The organism is Vibrio nigripulchritudo ATCC 27043 (assembly GCF_000222685.1).
Lineage (GTDB): Bacteria > Pseudomonadota > Gammaproteobacteria > Enterobacterales > Vibrionaceae > Vibrio > Vibrio nigripulchritudo.
Genome location: NZ_AFWJ01000026.1, coordinates 1 through 15918 on the forward strand (window position 1 = coordinate 1; position 15918 = coordinate 15918).

The 15918-nt window shown below is 47.6% G+C and carries 15 protein-coding genes; 3 read left to right on the forward strand and 12 right to left on the reverse strand.

Features of this window, described 5'->3' with window-relative positions:
- The 3 genes from RH89_RS04080 to RH89_RS04090 all read right to left on the reverse strand — a co-directional run.
- Window positions 1-773: histidine kinase dimerization/phospho-acceptor domain-containing protein (locus RH89_RS04080; RefSeq protein WP_004399335.1), on the reverse strand; the 773-nt coding region annotated here is incomplete at its 3' end.
- Entirely contained in the window at window positions 770-1441 is a 672-nt protein-coding gene (locus RH89_RS04085; RefSeq protein ID WP_004399340.1) for a response regulator transcription factor, read from the reverse strand. The genes RH89_RS04080 and RH89_RS04085, both read right to left, overlap by 4 nt.
- Before the next feature lie 152 nt (window positions 1442-1593).
- Window positions 1594-3597, reverse strand: a complete 2004-nt coding sequence (locus tag RH89_RS04090) for an ATP-binding protein (protein WP_004399341.1) — start codon at window positions 3595-3597, stop codon at window positions 1594-1596.
- A gap of 388 nt (window positions 3598-3985) precedes the next feature.
- Here RH89_RS04090 and RH89_RS04095 point away from each other — a divergent pair, with 388 nt between their 5' ends.
- Both RH89_RS04095 and RH89_RS04100 read left to right on the forward strand, forming a co-directional pair.
- The gene (locus RH89_RS04095; protein ID WP_004399342.1) at window positions 3986-5503 is read left to right on the forward strand and encodes an HD domain-containing phosphohydrolase; all 1518 of its coding nucleotides are present in this window, start codon (window positions 3986-3988) and stop codon (window positions 5501-5503) included.
- 164 nt (window positions 5504-5667) lie between these two features.
- On the forward strand, window positions 5668-6675 hold the full coding sequence (locus RH89_RS04100; protein ID WP_004399343.1) for an adenosine deaminase: 1008 nt from the start codon (window positions 5668-5670) through the stop codon (window positions 6673-6675).
- An 81-nt stretch (window positions 6676-6756) separates the two neighbouring features.
- Here RH89_RS04100 and RH89_RS04105 read toward each other — a convergent pair whose 3' ends face one another.
- From RH89_RS04105 to RH89_RS04125, 5 genes are all read right to left on the reverse strand, one after another.
- The gene (locus RH89_RS04105) at window positions 6757-8643 is read right to left on the reverse strand and encodes a methyl-accepting chemotaxis protein (protein ID WP_004399344.1); all 1887 of its coding nucleotides are present in this window, start codon (window positions 8641-8643) and stop codon (window positions 6757-6759) included.
- Window positions 8644-8913: 270 nt separating this feature from the next.
- Window positions 8914-9807: a heme o synthase gene (gene cyoE / locus RH89_RS04110; RefSeq protein ID WP_004399345.1), complete on the reverse strand. Its 894-nt coding sequence runs from the start codon at window positions 9805-9807 to the stop codon at window positions 8914-8916.
- Window positions 9808-9809: 2 nt separating this feature from the next.
- Complete coding sequence (locus tag RH89_RS04115; protein ID WP_004399347.1) at window positions 9810-10892, reverse strand: COX15/CtaA family protein; 1083 nt, start codon at window positions 10890-10892, stop codon at window positions 9810-9812.
- Between the two features lie 29 nt (window positions 10893-10921).
- Window positions 10922-11494: a hypothetical protein gene (locus RH89_RS04120; RefSeq protein ID WP_004399348.1), complete on the reverse strand. Its 573-nt coding sequence runs from the start codon at window positions 11492-11494 to the stop codon at window positions 10922-10924.
- Window positions 11472-12284, reverse strand: coding sequence for an SURF1 family protein (locus tag RH89_RS04125; protein ID WP_004399350.1), 813 nt, complete (start codon window positions 12282-12284; stop codon window positions 11472-11474). The genes RH89_RS04120 and RH89_RS04125 overlap by 23 nt, the downstream gene beginning before the upstream one ends.
- Here RH89_RS04125 and RH89_RS04130 point away from each other — a divergent pair.
- Window positions 12283-12498 (forward strand): DUF2909 domain-containing protein, encoded by a 216-nt coding sequence (locus RH89_RS04130; RefSeq protein WP_004399352.1) that lies wholly within the window; start codon window positions 12283-12285, stop codon window positions 12496-12498. The two genes, RH89_RS04125 and RH89_RS04130, sit on opposite strands and share 2 nt — an antisense overlap.
- A gap of 6 nt (window positions 12499-12504) precedes the next feature.
- Here RH89_RS04130 and RH89_RS04135 read toward each other — a convergent pair whose 3' ends face one another.
- The 4 genes from RH89_RS04135 to RH89_RS04150 all read right to left on the reverse strand — a co-directional run.
- Window positions 12505-13380 carry a cytochrome c oxidase subunit 3 gene (locus tag RH89_RS04135; RefSeq protein ID WP_004399354.1) on the reverse strand — a complete coding sequence of 292 codons (876 nt, stop codon included), beginning with the start codon at window positions 13378-13380 and terminating at the stop codon, window positions 12505-12507.
- Window positions 13377-13970, reverse strand: a complete 594-nt coding sequence (locus RH89_RS04140; protein WP_004399355.1) for a cytochrome c oxidase assembly protein — start codon at window positions 13968-13970, stop codon at window positions 13377-13379. The genes RH89_RS04135 and RH89_RS04140 overlap by 4 nt, the downstream gene beginning before the upstream one ends.
- Window positions 13971-13984: 14 nt before the next feature.
- Entirely contained in the window at window positions 13985-15580 is a 1596-nt protein-coding gene (ctaD, locus tag RH89_RS04145; RefSeq protein WP_004399357.1) for a cytochrome c oxidase subunit I, read from the reverse strand.
- A partial coding sequence (locus RH89_RS04150; protein ID WP_004399358.1) for a c-type cytochrome occupies window positions 15577-15918 on the reverse strand: 342 nt, incomplete at its 5' end. The genes RH89_RS04150 and ctaD, both read right to left, overlap by 4 nt.

Here is a 15918-nt window from a genome sequence, read left to right on the forward strand (position 1 = left end):
GAAGGAGGAATTTGTTCGTCTATGGTGTCCAGCGACGCCTGCATGATTGCGAGCGGAGTGCGAAGTTCGTGGCTGGCGTGGCGTAAAAACTGGGTTTCACGTTCGTTGAATCGACTGACTCGGTCAATGGCGTCTTCAAGCTGCTTTGCCAGCTCATTTAGCTCCGTAAAACGGTATTTGGGTCTTGGTTCTTCGTTCGGCGTACCGAGTGTCGAAGCCCAACGATTAAGGTGAACAAATGGTGCACCGATGCTTCGCATCCACCAAAGTGCTACCAGAACAAGGATTGCAGAAAAACAAATGAGCGACCATATACTCTGCTCTATGACGGTGCTGGCAAATTCTTCAATCAACCACTCAATGTCTTCGACCGGATACTGGCTTACCAGATAGACGTATTCGCCGTTATTCAGCAAATGGGACATGATGGAGATGTGGTATTCCTCACCGTTAATCTCTTTCATCACTGACGTTTCATCTTCAACGTGAACCTTGTCGGCTGAACCAAACGTCTCTTTGATGTGTTGAGGCAGGCTTTCCCAGTTGCGATAAGCTTTAGTAGAAGAAAGTGTGGTAACACTGGAATCCGGATCTTTTTCCAAATGCCTGACCATAGCGCGAACGTCCATCCACGCCGCTGTATTTGAGACTTTTTCCAGGCTCAGTGAATACTGAACCATGGCGATAATGATCATGTCGATGACAAGGAAGAAGCCGAATAACACCAGCTTCTGCATAAGATCTTTTTTCAGTGAGATAGAGTAGGCTTTCATTCCAGTTCCTTAATCTGGATACCAGCATTAATGCGGGTATGCAGCAAAGGAGCACCGAAAGGCTTATCCAGCACTTTGCGCAGGTTACTAAGCTGAACATTCAGATTGCCTGGCTCGACGGGATCGTCCGGCCAAACCGCATTTTCAAGCTCTGGTCGTGGGACAACGCGCGGGCTTTGCAACACTAGGTAATGAAGGATCTTCCAGCCAATTGGCGTCATCTTGAGTTTTTTACCAGCTCGATACGCCTCTTGCGTATTCAGGTCGAGCTCCAGGTCGCCAATTTTCAGGTTGCTGGACACATTTGGCTGAGTGCGTTTGGAAAGAGCCTGAAGCCTTGCCCAAACAACGGGCATTGGACAGGGTTTAACGACAAAATCATCGACGCCACTACGGAACCCTTCCAGCTCATCTTCAACCGTATCGTAAGCAGTCATCATGAGTACCGGAGTCTGGACACGTGCTTCACGTAGCATTCGGCAAACTTCGTAGCCATCCATCTTGGGCATATTTACGTCTAAAATGATGACATCATTGTCTCCTTGAAGCGCCAATGATAACCCGCTCTGTCCGTTGTAAGCGAAATCACATTCCACGCCCTTCAGTTCCAGGTAATCTGCCAATGCTCCCGCAAACTGATTGTCATCATCAATGATCAAGACTTGCATCTTATTTCCTCGTCCTTTCCTTCAACACTTTTCCAGTGTCTTTAAAGCCGTAAGCCCCATAATTCGGGTCAAGCTAGCATGTAATCGATTAATATAATCTTAAGTGACGGGGGACCACAACGAGGGCGAGTAACGAAATGTTTGGAATGCGATCAGGCAGATTCTTGTTGCTCTTCAAGGTTGAGTTGAAGCGGCACAGTAATCACAAATTCTGCCCCTTTTCCGAGCTCTGAGGAGCACTCGATTTTGCCCTGTAATAACTGGTTCACAAGGTTGTAAATGATGTTTGCTCCTAACCCACTGCCACCTTTTCCGCGCTTAGTGGTAACAAAAGGCTCGAAAATACGTTTAAGTACGCTTTCATCTACACCCTGCCCCGTATCTCGATAAAGAATGACCAGGTGTTCTTCCTGAGTTTCAACCTTGATGAAGATGTTTTTGTCACCTTCCCACTCATCGAATCCGTGGCGGATGCTGTTAGCAATGAGGTTGGTATAAATCTGGATGTAGCAGCTTGGATAGCTTTCAATATTAATATTGTCCGGGCATTCCACTTCCACTTTGGCGCGGGCGACTTTGATCTCATGGGACAATGAAAGCAGCACTTTTTCCAGATTTTCTTTCACATTGAAGGGATACACAGACTCACTGCTTTGATCGACTGCCACTTGCTTAAAGCTTGAAATCAACTGTTCCGCACGGGACAGATTGGTTGATAAGATCTGAGTTGATTCTTTTAACGACTCAATCGCCGCAGAAAATTGGCTTTTCGACAATTTTCCCGTCTCGAAACCTTTCTGCAAAACGCGAACTTTCTCATCAATAAAGCTGGTTGCGGTTACGCTAATGCCAAGCGGGGTGTTGATCTCATGAGCAACGCCGCCAACCAAGCTTCCAAGAGACGCCATTTTCTCTGCTTCGATAAGAGATTCCTGAGTATCTTCCAACTGGCTCAGAGTGTCGGAGAGCTCATGATTGGCTTCTTCCAGAGAACGAGTTCTGTCCATCACTTTCTGTTCCAGCTCGCGATTGAGAGAAATCAGCTGATTTTCTGCATTGGTCAGCTCGGTTACGTCTATTCCAAAGCACATGACCCGTTTCTGTTCTTTGTTCTCCACTACCCGCCATTGCAAGAACCGCTGGCTGCCGTGTTGATCTTCCATTGAGAACACCAGATCAAATTCTGGAATGTTTTGTACCAGCTCATCCTCGCTCTCTTTTTCGACATCTTCATCGACAAAGTATTCAAACCAGCTTTTGCCAATAAGGTTGCTTTCTTTAATGCCCAGCAGCTCTTCTACTTCAGAATTCACCAGTTGAATTTCAAACCTATCGTTGAGCGAGCAAATCAAAGAAGGAGAAGACTGAATAATCACACGGGTAAAGTCACGTTCGTATTCCAATTGTGAATTGGTCTTCACTCGCTTGTTCAGTTCACTGGTTATCCTATGCCGTAAGGAGTTGATCGACGCAACGAGTGTGTCCAGTTCATCTTTGTGCTCGTTCCTGTCCAACTGGAGCATATTTTCTTCGCCGTTCTGTTCAAATTTATGCCCCTGAACAAAAAGAGAGATGTGATTGATATGCTTGATAACCACATGATAAACAACATAAAGCACACACATAGCGACAAGGAATATCTTCACCAGTTGGGTTTCTAAGATGATGATCGCCCTCTCCCACAACTTGCCATAGATCTGTTCGTAGGAAGCTTCAATTCTCAGTCCACCGATCCTTTCTTCTTTATGGATGAGATTGAATAGCTGGCTGTATTCGTTGGTAGGGCTTTGGTCACCAAACTCGACGACGGAATTTAACGTACCGTTATGAAATGAGAAGATGCCGACGTATTCCACATTGGCGGCGGTCAGAATGCCTCGCGCCTGGATCTGCATTTGTTCTTCATCCAGATTCCACAAACTGTTTGATATTGAGGAGGCAAGGCTTTGTTCCAGCGACACAATAGAGCTTTGCAGCGCATACACTTCTTTCTTGTAATCCCAGTAGAGCTGAACGGCAGTAATAACCACAGCCAGAATAGAACTGCATAACACGATGTATATCAGCAACCGAACTGCCAGACTATGGCGGTTTAAAGTTTTCAGCGTTGGCGCCATTCTTTGAGATTTACTGCTGTCTGAAACGCTTGAGCTCATCTACTGCCCTCATCCTTTCATGGTGTTTATGCCATCGCGTTGCTTCAAATTTTTTGCTGCTTTGAATTGGGTATTTTTATTCGCACTAAATGCTTGTACAGGTTACGTTCACCCCATGAGCTAAGAGGTTAATTTAGCGCTTTCTGATCTAGTATAGACAGTGACCGTAGATTTTCTTGATATAGAAAGTAATTTTCTCCCTCAACCCCTGTGCTCTGGCGCTTCTCAGCCCGATGAGTTTTATGAGCGGGCAGAATTTGTGCTTTAAATGAAAACTTTGTCTACACTTGATTCAGATAGGAAGCTTTTTGCGCTGCTCGTTATCGTGAGGACAGAGTGTCAGATAACAAAGCTTTACACAGGGACAGACTGAGATACGAGGTTAACGATGGGAAACGATGATCAATTCCTCTTTTCAGATCATGAAGAAGAAACAGAAATTGAAGAGCGTGAGACGTGGAAAATTCTCATTGTCGATGATGACGCCGACATCCACAAAGTCACCCAATTTGTACTGAACGACTTCGAATACCTAGGAAAGAAACTCAACTTCTTGAACGCTTATTCCGCCGCGGAAGCCAAAGAAGTGTTCGCTGAACATGACGACATTGCGGTTGTCTTTCTTGACGTAGTCATGGAGTCCAACCACGCGGGCTTGGATCTGGTCGACTGGCTGCGTGTCGAACAGAGCAACAAAACAAGTCGTATCATTCTGAGAACTGGTCAACCCGGTGACGCGCCAGAATCAGAAGTCATCAAAAAATACGAGATCAACGACTACAAGAACAAAACTGAGCTGACAGCAACCAAGCTGAATACCACGCTTTGCGCAGCGCTTCGTTCTTACCGTGACATCATGGTGATTGAGAACACCAAAAAAGGACTCAACACCATCATTAATTCTTCCGCATCCATTCTGGTGGAAGACAACGGTGCACACTGGCTGGACGGTATTCTTTCTCAGCTTTCTGCCCTGTTGCATTTGGGAGAGGTGCATGCCTTTAACTTTGCTGCACAGGAAGTCGAAGGAAAATGGCAAGTCGTGGCCTCTTCCGAAGGGGGCGAAGGTCTGATCGGTAAAGACCTGAATGAGTTCATCTCATGCTCAGTGGACGATGTCACATCAACCAAAGACCGTTTCATTCAGGTGAAAGATGAAGAATTTCTGATCCCGGTGAAAGTGAACAAGAGTGTTGGTCTGTTGGTGGTGCACTGTCCGAAAAACAGCATCGAAGAAAACATCGAGATCCTCGATATTTTCATCCGAAACATCACTATCGCGTACGAAAAAGTGATTCTGCTTAACGAGGTCAGAGACACCCAAAAAGAGATCGCATATCGATTGGGTGAAGTGGTCGAAACGCGTTCAAAAGAATCCGGAAGCCACGTTAAACGCGTAGCGGAAATATCGCGCTACCTCGCATGCAAATTTGGCTTGCCTCCAGAGCAGTGCGAAAAGATCAAACTCGCTTCTCCTCTGCATGATATTGGCAAGATAGCCATTCCAGATGCCGTGTTAAACAAACCCGGAAAGCTGGATACAGAGGAGTGGGTAACCATGATGTCTCACGCCAGCGTGGGAGCAGAGATTCTCAAAGGATCGAACTTAGAAATACTCAATATCGCCGCCAATATCGCGGGATATCACCATGAGAAATGGGACGGCTCCGGTTATCCCGATAAAATCAGCGGTGAAGACATTCCTATTGAAGCGCGTATTACGGCCGTCGCAGATGTGTTTGACGCTTTAGCATCAAAACGCTGCTACAAAGATGCCTGGCCGAGCGAGAAAATCTTTGAATTATTCCAACAAGAAGCAGGGAAACACTTCGACCCGAAACTCACCGAAATTTTCCTGGAGAACTTTGACGAGCTTCAGGGCATCAGGAGTTCATTTCCCGACTAACAACGTCACTTCAATTTCCTTAGCCAGCGGATACGCTGGTTTTTTTGTCTAAAACCTCGTCCTTATGCTCAAAAATTATCCACCTACTGAGCTATGCTAAAGACACTCCCATAACAACATCCTGAGATCTCGTTGAGGTATCAGGTCATCAATAAGGAGTTTCTATGCAGGAATTTATCCGCAGATTACCCAAAGTTGAATTGCACTTGCACATTGAAGGCTCTCTGGAACCGGAACTGATGTTTGAGCTGGCAAAACGCAACAATGTCTCCATTCCATTTCAATCGGTTCAGGAAGTGAAAGACGCGTATCACTTTCACAACTTGCAGTCTTTTCTGGATATTTACTATCAGGGAGCGAACGTACTTATCCACGAACAGGACTTTTATGATCTTACCTGGGCTTACTTACTTCGCTGTAAACAGGACAACGTCGTACATACCGAGATTTTCTTTGATCCGCAAACTCATACCGACAGAGGTATCGCTTTTGAAACCGTCATTAATGGTATTTCCAGAGCGCTAGAGAAGGCGAACAGCGAGCTTGGAATAAGCAGCCAAATCATCATGTGCTTTTTGCGTCATCTCGATGAGGACGCTGCTTTCAAAACATTAGAGGAGTCACTTGCGTTCAAGGATAAAATCATCGGAGTTGGTCTGGATTCTTCTGAAGTTGGGCATCCACCGGAAAAATTTGAGCGTGTGTTCGCCAAAGCTAGCGAGGAAGGCTTCTTAACCGTTGCTCACGCAGGGGAAGAAGGTCCTGCACAAAACATCACAGATGCATTGGATATGCTTCATACCACTCGTATTGACCATGGTGTGCGATGTGTGGATGACGAAGCACTAGTGGAAAGACTGGCAAGAGACAGAGTTCCTTTGACTGTATGCCCGCTTTCTAACACTAAGCTCAAAGTGTTTGGTGATATGAAAGAGCATAATATTGTGGACTTGTTGCGCAAAGGGTTGTGCGTCACCATTAACTCTGACGATCCAGCGTATTTTGGCGGCTACATGACAGATAATTTTTTAGCAGTTTCTGACGCGCTTTCTCCCTCCAAAGAAGAGCTCACAAAATTTACCTTAAATGCCATCGAAGCCAGCTTTATCTCGCCACCCTATAAGGAAGAACTGACCGATTTGGTGAGTAAGTATTTGCAGCAAGCAAGCTAAAGCACGTAACCTTCAATACAAAGAGCCCCGAATATGGCTCGGGGCTCTTTTGTTAACTTGAACTCGGGTTAAGAGGTTAACTTATACTTTAAAACGATTCACCGATGCCTGAAGTTCACTCGATACGGAGTTCAGCTCCATAGCTGTCTGAACATTACTTTGAACGTCCTGAACGGTGTTTCGTGCCAGATCGTTCACATTCACCACATTTTCATTAATGTCTGTCGCCACATGCGACTGTTCTTCAGCGGCAGTAGCAATCTGGTTGTTCATGTCTTGAATCTTGCCAATTTCGTCTTGAATAACTTGTAGTGACTGGCTTGCTTCATTTGATTTCACCAGAGTTTTCTTGGCGTTTTCGGCGTTTTCTTCCATCATGCTGACGGATTGCTTCGCCTGCTCTTGCAACACAGCAATCATCGACTGAATCTCGTTGGTGCTTTCCTGCGTCTTGTTTGCCAGATTACGTACTTCATCTGCCACCACCGCAAAGCCTCTGCCCTGCTCTCCGGCACGTGCAGCTTCAATCGCAGCATTCAGCGCCAGTAAGTTGGTTTGCTCTGCGATGCCGCGAATCACATCCAGAATTCCGCCTACGTTCAGGGTTTCCTTTTCAACTTCCAAAATAGAGGACTGAACGCTCTGAATGTTACTGACCAGCAGGTTGATGTCGTCGTTCATTTCACTGACCACACTCAACCCGTTTGAAGAGGACGCGCTGGCGTCATTGGAAGACGTTGATGCCTGCATAGCGTTCTGTGCCACTTCAGCGACCGTAGCCGTCATTTCATTCATGGCTGTCGCGACCTGCTCCAACTGCATCATCTGAGATTCTGAAGAGCGATTAACCTGATTAGAAGAGGATTCAAGCTGACCAGAAAGATCCGTTAGTGCCGCAGAAGAAGCATCAATATTACTGATGATCTGCTTGATGCTTTCACCCATGATGAGCGTTGAGCGGTATACACCCGTCTCGTTGCCCTGCAAAGGACGCACCTTAGTCAGATCCCCTTTGGCGATACGATCAACGAATTCTTCAATCTCTTTAGGTTCGCCACCAATTGGACCGTACATCAGTTTTTCTACCGCGAAGTAAACCACTACGATGCCAATAACCGCAAAGATTAGTCCGGCAATGCTGTTGATGGATACCATGGTGTTGGAAGGTTCGTTAATGTCGTCCCAGTTTGCCCAAGCCCACACAGACCAGCCTAAAGATTCGATTCGAGAAGAAACCACGTAAAAGTCACCTTTGTCGGGAACAGTATACGAGTGCTCACTCTTATCATGAGATCCAAACTGACGGTAGCTGGGGCGCAGCTCAAACAGGTTCTTACCGATAAACTCCGGGTAGCTTGCCGCCATAAGAAATCCATCGGAGCGTGACACGAAAAGATTAGGCTCTGCCGACAATTCGTTGATGTACTCGGTGATGTCGCTCATTTTCAAGCTTAAGCCGATAACAGCATGAACATCACCGTGCTGGCGAAACGGAATCACTACCGACATAGTCAGGTGACCGGTGGTTGCCATGTAAGGGTTAGTCACCGTGCGTTGTGCGCCACTGAATCCTTTGATGTACCATTCACGCTGTTTTTGCTTGGCGTTGAAATCGGCAATCAGACCATTCGTATCGTAAGTTGTGCCATCTGGCAGACCTACATACATGTTCAGCACTTTCAGGCTGCTTTTCCCTTGCTTTAAGGTATTGATAAGAGCTTCATCAATAACCACCTCACCAGAGGCGTCTATGGACATACCTGCTGCGACTGTTTCCAACGCGGTAAAATATTTATCCATTTTGCCTTCAACGGCTTTCGCAACAAGGAAAGATTTATTGGAAAGGTTTTTACGATAGTCGTCGGTGGTGGCAGTTTTAAATTCGAAGTACCCGATAACGGACGTGACGAGGATGGTGAAAGCTATCAGAAACCCGATAGCCGTCACCAGTTTAGATTTCACACTCATTTGATTAAAACTCAGCTAGTTCTGTTGGTATTGTGTGAAATCTATCAGTAAGACCTTGTTATTTGGAAACATATTTTGCACTAATAATTAAACAAAATTATCTATTTCTTTAAGAGTGAAATTTCATTCACTTTGTATAAAGAAACCTTAAAAATAGCGAATTTTCATGCATTTTTATTCCCTTACACAACTAGCTAGGTTTGACATCTGAAAAAAGCACCACACAAACCCAATGCCAATACTGAGCCAATAAGAAAACAACTTTCTACTTTAACGAAGGAAATGGTCTGCCAGTAACGCGACAAATAAGAACATCAGTTGGTAAATCGAAAAGATAAAGGTACGCATGGCATCCCCCTCTTCTTCCCTATATTTGAGTTTCCAAGCTTTATAGATAAACCCTGCACTCAGGAAGCTAGATGCAATCAGGTACAGCAAACCACTCATGCCTACCAGTACAGGAAACAGGCACGCAATAGCCAGCAGGATGGTGTATAGCAAAATACTGGTCTTTGTGTATTCCACACCATGAGTCACGGGCAGCATTGGGATGTCGGCACGAGAGTAATCTTCTTTTCGATGGATCGCCAGAGCCCAGAAATGCGGGGGCGTCCAGATAAAGATGATCATCACCAATAACCAGGCATGAGAGTGCAGCTCATTGGTTACCGCAGTCCAGCCCAGTAAAGGCGGCATAGCACCTGCTATTCCCGCAATGACGATGTTTTGTGGTGTGGCTCGTTTGAGATAAAGGGTGTATACCAAAGCGTAACCAACGAGGCTTGCCAATGTTAGCCAGGCCGTTAGCTCATTCACCTGCCAGTAGAGTGCCACAAACCCCAACACGCCCAGCACCACAGCGAATGCAAAGGCGTTCACCGCTTTTACCTGGCCGGTGGGCAACGGGCGCTGGTAAGTTCGCGCCATGATGGCATCGATACGGCGATCCACCAGGTGGTTAAACGCAGCAGCACTGGACGCCATCAGCCCAATACCAGCTAAGGCGATCAAAGCCTGAGTAAGAGGAAAGTATCCGTCGGTGGCCAGAATCATCCCGACGACTGTCGTCAACAGCATCAGTGCCACCACCTTTGGCTTGGTGAGCGTATAGTAGTCGCGCCAGGTTGAGCCTTCAACACCAGTCTGAGTTATTGATTTGTCCATCGTTACAACCTCCTTTCCTGCGCAACCAGGGGCTCGGACACACTTCGCCAAACATGAAAATTGATGTAAACCGTACAGAGCAGCAGTAATGCTGCCCCTAGGTTGTGCGCAACCGCCACAGGCAATGGCAGGTTAAAGACCACATTGCTGATACCCAGCATAAGTTGAAGGCTGAGCAGCACCATCAGGGAATACGCCCCTTTTCGCAACTGAATGTGGCTTTGCTGAAACAGCTGATGCGCCAAACCAACTAATACGATGGTAGTGACAAACGCCCCAATACGGTGGGAAACGTGGATGGTCATACGGGCGCTGTAATCCAATACCCCAAACTCATAATTGGTGTGACCCGCCTGCCTGAAATCGAAAGCCTGAGCGAAGTTAAGATAGCTGGTCCAGTTTCCGTCGCAAATTGGTAAGCTAGTACACATCAATGCGGCATAGTTGGAGGATGTCCAGCCTCCCAGTAAAATCTGAACCACCACCACAGTCAGCGCTACCGCGGCATAAAGCTTCAGTGCCGGATTGGTTACCTGAACAGGGGCATGTTTTGAAGTAACCGAGGACGGATGCCCGTCGCTCACCATAAAATGCGCCACCTCATTTCGTTCATATCCAATTTCCTGTTTCAACCTCGCATAGAGGAGGAAAAGCAAGCTGAACAGAGTAAAGCCCCCGATCAAATGCAGCATCACAATCACGGGCATTAATTTGAGGGTTACGGTCCAGGCTCCTAAAGCCGCCTGAAAAACCACAAGCAGAGACAGACTAACAGGAATCACCCGACCACCATGACTGGCTTTAAGCGTAAAATAGCTGATGGCGAATACGATCATTCCCAGTGTTCCAGCCAGATAACGGTGAATCATTTCCAGCCAGGCTTTGTAAGGTTCAACCACGCTTTCCGGGTAAAGCTGACTGGCTTTAGACAGCGCTTTTTCGGAAGTAGGTACACTGATGTGACCGTAACAGCCCGGCCAGTCAGGGCAGCCCAAACCCGCATCGGCAAGCCGGGTATAGGCTCCCATCAAAATGACAAAAAAGGTCAGTATCAGGCTTATTTGAATCAGTCTGATGATATTCATACACGCCCCCTAATCCCTGAAAAACACGCTTACCCTACTCGGGATAGCTTGAGTAGCTTCCTAAAGTCGGCAATCAGTCCTTTGCTTTGCTGAATTAAAAGATCCGGATTGATTTCCTTTGGATAATGCATCACCAGTTGTCCGCGAGGATCCACGATGATGTATTCCTGTTGTTCAAATTTCGCCAGAAAGTCTCTGGTCGATGTCACGCGCTCAAAGCTGTAGTCATTGAGCACCGAAGTGTCGCTATCAGACGTAACGTAGACCGTGGGTTGAACCCTGTCTTGGTACTTTCCTAGTGAAATGTAGCTTTGTTGAAGCAAGTGCAACTGTTGCTGGCATAAAGAACCGCACTTAGCGGGAAGCACATAACCCAGTTGCCACTGCTTGTCCTGCGAGCCGGGCATTTTGAAATCGGAAAGATAGCTTTCTGGTTCCACTAACATGCCTTTATTGGTTACTCCCGGCTGATACCAGTTCATTTCCAAAATCAACTTCGCCACGATAGCGGGCATAGCAAACAGAGCCACTAACGCAATCAATATCAGCCTCCCGCGGTTAACGCTGGGAGACGGCACATTATTCAGGTTTTGTACTGTCATCATTTTCCCCTTTGGGTAACAGACGCACACCAAGCGCCTTAAGCAGAATCATGGTCATAATCAATGCGAATACCGCCGCCATGGAAAACCATTGCAACGAGTAACCAAAATGTTTTTGAGAAGAGAGAGGAACAGGTCGCCACGGTTGTTCCAGTCGGATATCAAGGTTGGAAGGCTGAATTACAAAAGGGAGTAACGGTAACCCTAGCTCAGATTCCAATTCAGTCAGGTTTAGATTTTGAATACGCTTTGGCCAGCCAGCTTCGGCATAAAGCTGATCGCTGACCGGATTGATTTGTCGTTGGTAAACACGTCCTTCAACCCGAGTGGCGCTTACAGATGTTAACGTCTCAACGTATGGCAGGACACGTCGGTCGGATCCGGTTTCAACGAACCCAAGTTCAATCAAAACCATTTTCCCTGACGTCTCATAACCAGAGAGTACCTTGGCAGGCTGAAGGGCAAGATACCCCACTTTGCCATTCCAGATCTGGTTATCGAGCAATATCAGCTTGTCACTTGTAGGCTGTATTTCTGCGGTAACGCGGGTTCCGGTAACGTTGTACTCCAGACTGGCAGGCTGCTTTAAGATTTGAGTATTCAGCTCATCGAGAGTAATGGGCGTCATAGTGGCGCGATCAGCCAGTGCTTTTTCATAGTCTAACTTTTGCTCTCCACGTCCCAATTGCCAGAAACCCAGCTTGATAAGCACGGTAAATACCACCAAAGTTAAAATCAGGGCGAACCAAAATTTTGGTTTTAACGTCAACGCAACCCAGGAGGTCAACATGGCTGCCTCATTGTTTAAACTGGTTCTGGTCCTGACACTCTGTTTCATTATCTTCAACCTTGGTCGCGCTTTAGTGGTGATGGTGAAAGGCGATAGCGATAAACCTGCCAGCCACTTTCTGGGTCGTCGTCTGATCTTCTCCGCTTTAGTTATTGTGCTTTTACTTGTTGCTTTAAAAGCAGGCTGGGTCGTTCCCAACCCACGCCCGTATTAATGGTTCCTACAACACGTAGACAAAGACAAACAGGCACAGCCAAACCACATCGACAAAGTGCCAGTACCAGCTGCCCGCCTGAAACGCGAAATGGTTGTCTGGGGTAAAGTGATCGTGGGCAATTCTTGCCAGCAGCACCGAAAGGAATATGGTGCCTAACAGAACGTGCATGCCGTGGAAGCCCGTCAGTAAGAAGAAGGTATTGCCATATATCCCCGATTGAAGGGTCAGCCCCATTTCCTGATAGGCATGGACATACTCTTCAACTTGATAGAACAAGAAAGCGATGGCCAGAATGATGGTGATTTCTAACCACACCACCAGCGCCATTCGATGATTCTTTTCTAAGCTGGTGTGCGCCATGTGCAGAGTGACAGATGAGGTCAGAAGAATAACGGTATTAAGCAAAGGTAACCCCTGCCACCCCATGGCTTCGGTGGTTTGCCCTGAAGGAGTCAGCGTGAGCGGCCACATGGCTTCAAAATTTGGCCACAACACCTCGTGAGTCATCACATTGTTGTCTGCCCCGCCAAGCCAGGGTACAGCGACCATTCGGGCATAAAACAGTGCGCCAAAGAATGCGCAGAAGAACATCACTTCTGAGAAGATGAACCAGCTCATCCCTTGCCTGAAAGAGATATCTATCTGTTTGGAATAGAACCCAGACATGGACTCGCCAATCACATTACGCATCCACCCGATGAACATCACCAGAAAGACAAAAAACCCACCGAACAGGAACACACGCCCGAAGACGCTGCCCGTTTCCAGGTTTTGCACCGTTACCCCTGCCCCTACGGCAATAAAGAATAGCGCGATAGCCCCAACAATGGGCCAGATACTGTGGGATGGAACGTAATAACTTTGGTGTTGTGTACTCATTGCACCGCTCCTTGATCTGTTTCTGAGCGTGAAATCAGAGCCACCGTTTTTTGTTCTTCGGGCTCTGTAATATTGAATAGCGTGTAAGAGAGAGTCAGGGTATGAATGGAATCGGGGATCGTCGGCTCAATGTAGAAAATCACTGGGAGCTCGGCGCTTTTGTTGCCTTCCAGAGGCTGGCGGTTAAAACAAAAGCATTCAATCTTATTGAAATACGCCGCCCCGTTTCCGGGAGCAATTGACGGTACTGCCTGACCAACCAAGTCCGCCTGATTTAAGTTGGTGGCAATGTAGCGTGTCTGTATGACTTCTCCGGGGTGAACATCCATGACCTTTTTGGCAGGTGTGAACGTCCACGGCATGTCTGGCTTTACGTGCGCCATAAACTCAACCCGGATAACACGGGAGGTGTCTACCTGCATACCGACCGGGCTGCTGACCGCTTCATTGCTGGGTTTACCATTGATACCCAACTGCTCGCACATGATGTCGTACAGCGGGATCAACAGAAAACCAAAACCAAACATGGCGACCACACTCAGCAGCAACCATCCGGTGAGCTTGCGATTAGAGCGATTTGCCGATTCCATTGCTCTGCCCTCTGTCAGTCGATTTTAGGTGGCTGACTGAACGTGTGGTGAGGCGCCGGGCTTGGCACTGTCCATTCAAGCCCTTCGGCTCGCTCCCAGGCCCTGGCTTCCGCTTTTTCACCACCTTTGATGCATTTGATCACCAGCCACAAGAAAATGAGCTGCGACAGACCAAAGGCAAAACCGCCTATCGACACAATCTGATTTACGTCGGCGAACTGTATGGCGTAATCCGGAATTCGTCTGGGCATCCCAGCCAGCCCCAGAAAGTGCATAGGGAAGAACAGCACATTGACTGAAATCACAGAGCACCAGAAATGCCATAGACTCAGCTTGTGGTCGTACATATGCCCGGTCCATTTAGGAAGCCAGTAATACGCCGCCGCCATAATCGAGAAGACAGCACCAGACACCAACACATAGTGGAAGTGCGCCACAACAAAGTATGTGTCGTGGTACTGGAAGTCCGCTGGGACAATCGCCAGCATCAAGCCCGAAAATCCGCCTATGGTGAAGAGCACAATAAATGCAATGGTAAAGAGCATTGGCGTCTCAAAGGTCAGCGCCCCTCGCCACATAGTCGCAACCCAGTTAAACACCTTCACCCCTGTCGGCACCGCGATAAGCATGGTGCAATACATAAAGAAGAGTTCAGCAAATACAGGCATACCAGTGGTGAACATATGGTGCGCCCATACAAGGAAGGACAACAACGCGATACTACAGGTCGCATAAACCATAGAGTGGTAACCGAACAATTTCTTACCACTGAATGCGGGAATAATGGCCGATACGATGCCAAAAGAAGGCAAGATCATGATGTACACTTCCGGGTGCCCGAAGAACCAGAAAATATGCTGGAACATCACTGGGTCACCGCCCCCTGCCGCATCGAAGAAACTAGTACCAAAGTATTTGTCTGTCAGCACCATGGTGACCGCGCCGGCCAGCACAGGCATGACCGCAATCAACAAGAAAGCCGTAATCAACCAGGTCCACACAAACATGGGAAGCTTAAACCATGTCATACCCGGAGCACGCATATTCACAATGGTCACAATCACGTTGATTGCACCCATGATGGAGCTGATACCCATGATATGAACCGAAAACACAAACAATGCCGTGCTGTCTGGCCCGTAAGTGGTCGAAAGCGGTGCGTAGAAGGTCCAGCCAAAGTCTGGACCGCCTCCTTCCATAAACAACGAGCTGATCAAAATGAGAAACGCAAAAGGTAAGATCCAGAAGCTCAGGTTGTTCATGCGTGGCAGCGCCATATCCGGTGCGCCAATCATCATTGGGATCATCCAGTTTGCCAGCCCGGTAAACGCTGGCATCACTGCACCAAACACCATCACCAAACCGTGAACTGTGGTCATTTGATTGAAGAACTGAGGATCAACAAGCTGCAACCCAGGCTGGAACAGCTCGGCGCGAATGATCATCGCCATAAAGCCGCCCGTTAAGAACATGGCAAAACTGAACCAGAGGTAAAGCGTACCTATGTCTTTGTGGTTGGTGGAATACACCCAACGAGCCCAGCCAGACGGCGCTGCATGATGGTCATCATGTTCGTTTTCATGAGAATTTACATCGGTTGAACTGTTCATTGTCCCTCCCCGCCACGCAACGCGTTAACATCAGATGCCTGCGCCATGTCGCCTTTGTCATTCCCCCAAGCGTTTCGCTCGTAGGTCACCACCGCCGCGATTTGCTCATCCGTTAGCTGGTTACCAAACGCCTGCATTGCCGTGCCAGCTACCCCGTTTAACACCACATCAATGTGCGTGGTCATGTCTCCCAATGTGACTGGGCTGTCTTTCATTGCCGGGAAAACACCCGGAACACCAAGACCATTTGCCTGATGGCACACAGCACAGCGCTCGTTATACACCTGCTCACCCATCGCCATCAGCTCGTCCATTGAAAGCTCTTTGCTGAGTGCGGC

Coding starts and splice junctions, on each gene's coding strand:
- RH89_RS04085 (WP_004399340.1), bottom strand. CDS start 1,441: ATGCAAGTCTTGATCATTGATGATGACAATCAGTTTGCGGGAGCATTG.
- RH89_RS04090 (WP_004399341.1), bottom strand. CDS start 3,597: ATGAGCTCAAGCGTTTCAGACAGCAGTAAATCTCAAAGAATGGCGCCA.
- RH89_RS04095 (WP_004399342.1), top strand. CDS start 3,986: ATGGGAAACGATGATCAATTCCTCTTTTCAGATCATGAAGAAGAAACA.
- RH89_RS04100 (WP_004399343.1), top strand. CDS start 5,668: ATGCAGGAATTTATCCGCAGATTACCCAAAGTTGAATTGCACTTGCAC.
- RH89_RS04105 (WP_004399344.1), bottom strand. CDS start 8,643: ATGAGTGTGAAATCTAAACTGGTGACGGCTATCGGGTTTCTGATAGCT.
- cyoE (WP_004399345.1), bottom strand. CDS start 9,807: ATGGACAAATCAATAACTCAGACTGGTGTTGAAGGCTCAACCTGGCGC.
- RH89_RS04115 (WP_004399347.1), bottom strand. CDS start 10,892: ATGAATATCATCAGACTGATTCAAATAAGCCTGATACTGACCTTTTTT.
- RH89_RS04120 (WP_004399348.1), bottom strand. CDS start 11,494: ATGACAGTACAAAACCTGAATAATGTGCCGTCTCCCAGCGTTAACCGC.
- RH89_RS04130 (WP_004399352.1), top strand. CDS start 12,283: ATGGCTGCCTCATTGTTTAAACTGGTTCTGGTCCTGACACTCTGTTTC.
- RH89_RS04125 (WP_004399350.1), bottom strand. CDS start 12,284: ATGTTGACCTCCTGGGTTGCGTTGACGTTAAAACCAAAATTTTGGTTC.
- RH89_RS04135 (WP_004399354.1), bottom strand. CDS start 13,380: ATGAGTACACAACACCAAAGTTATTACGTTCCATCCCACAGTATCTGG.
- RH89_RS04140 (WP_004399355.1), bottom strand. CDS start 13,970: ATGGAATCGGCAAATCGCTCTAATCGCAAGCTCACCGGATGGTTGCTG.
- ctaD (WP_004399357.1), bottom strand. CDS start 15,580: ATGAACAGTTCAACCGATGTAAATTCTCATGAAAACGAACATGATGAC.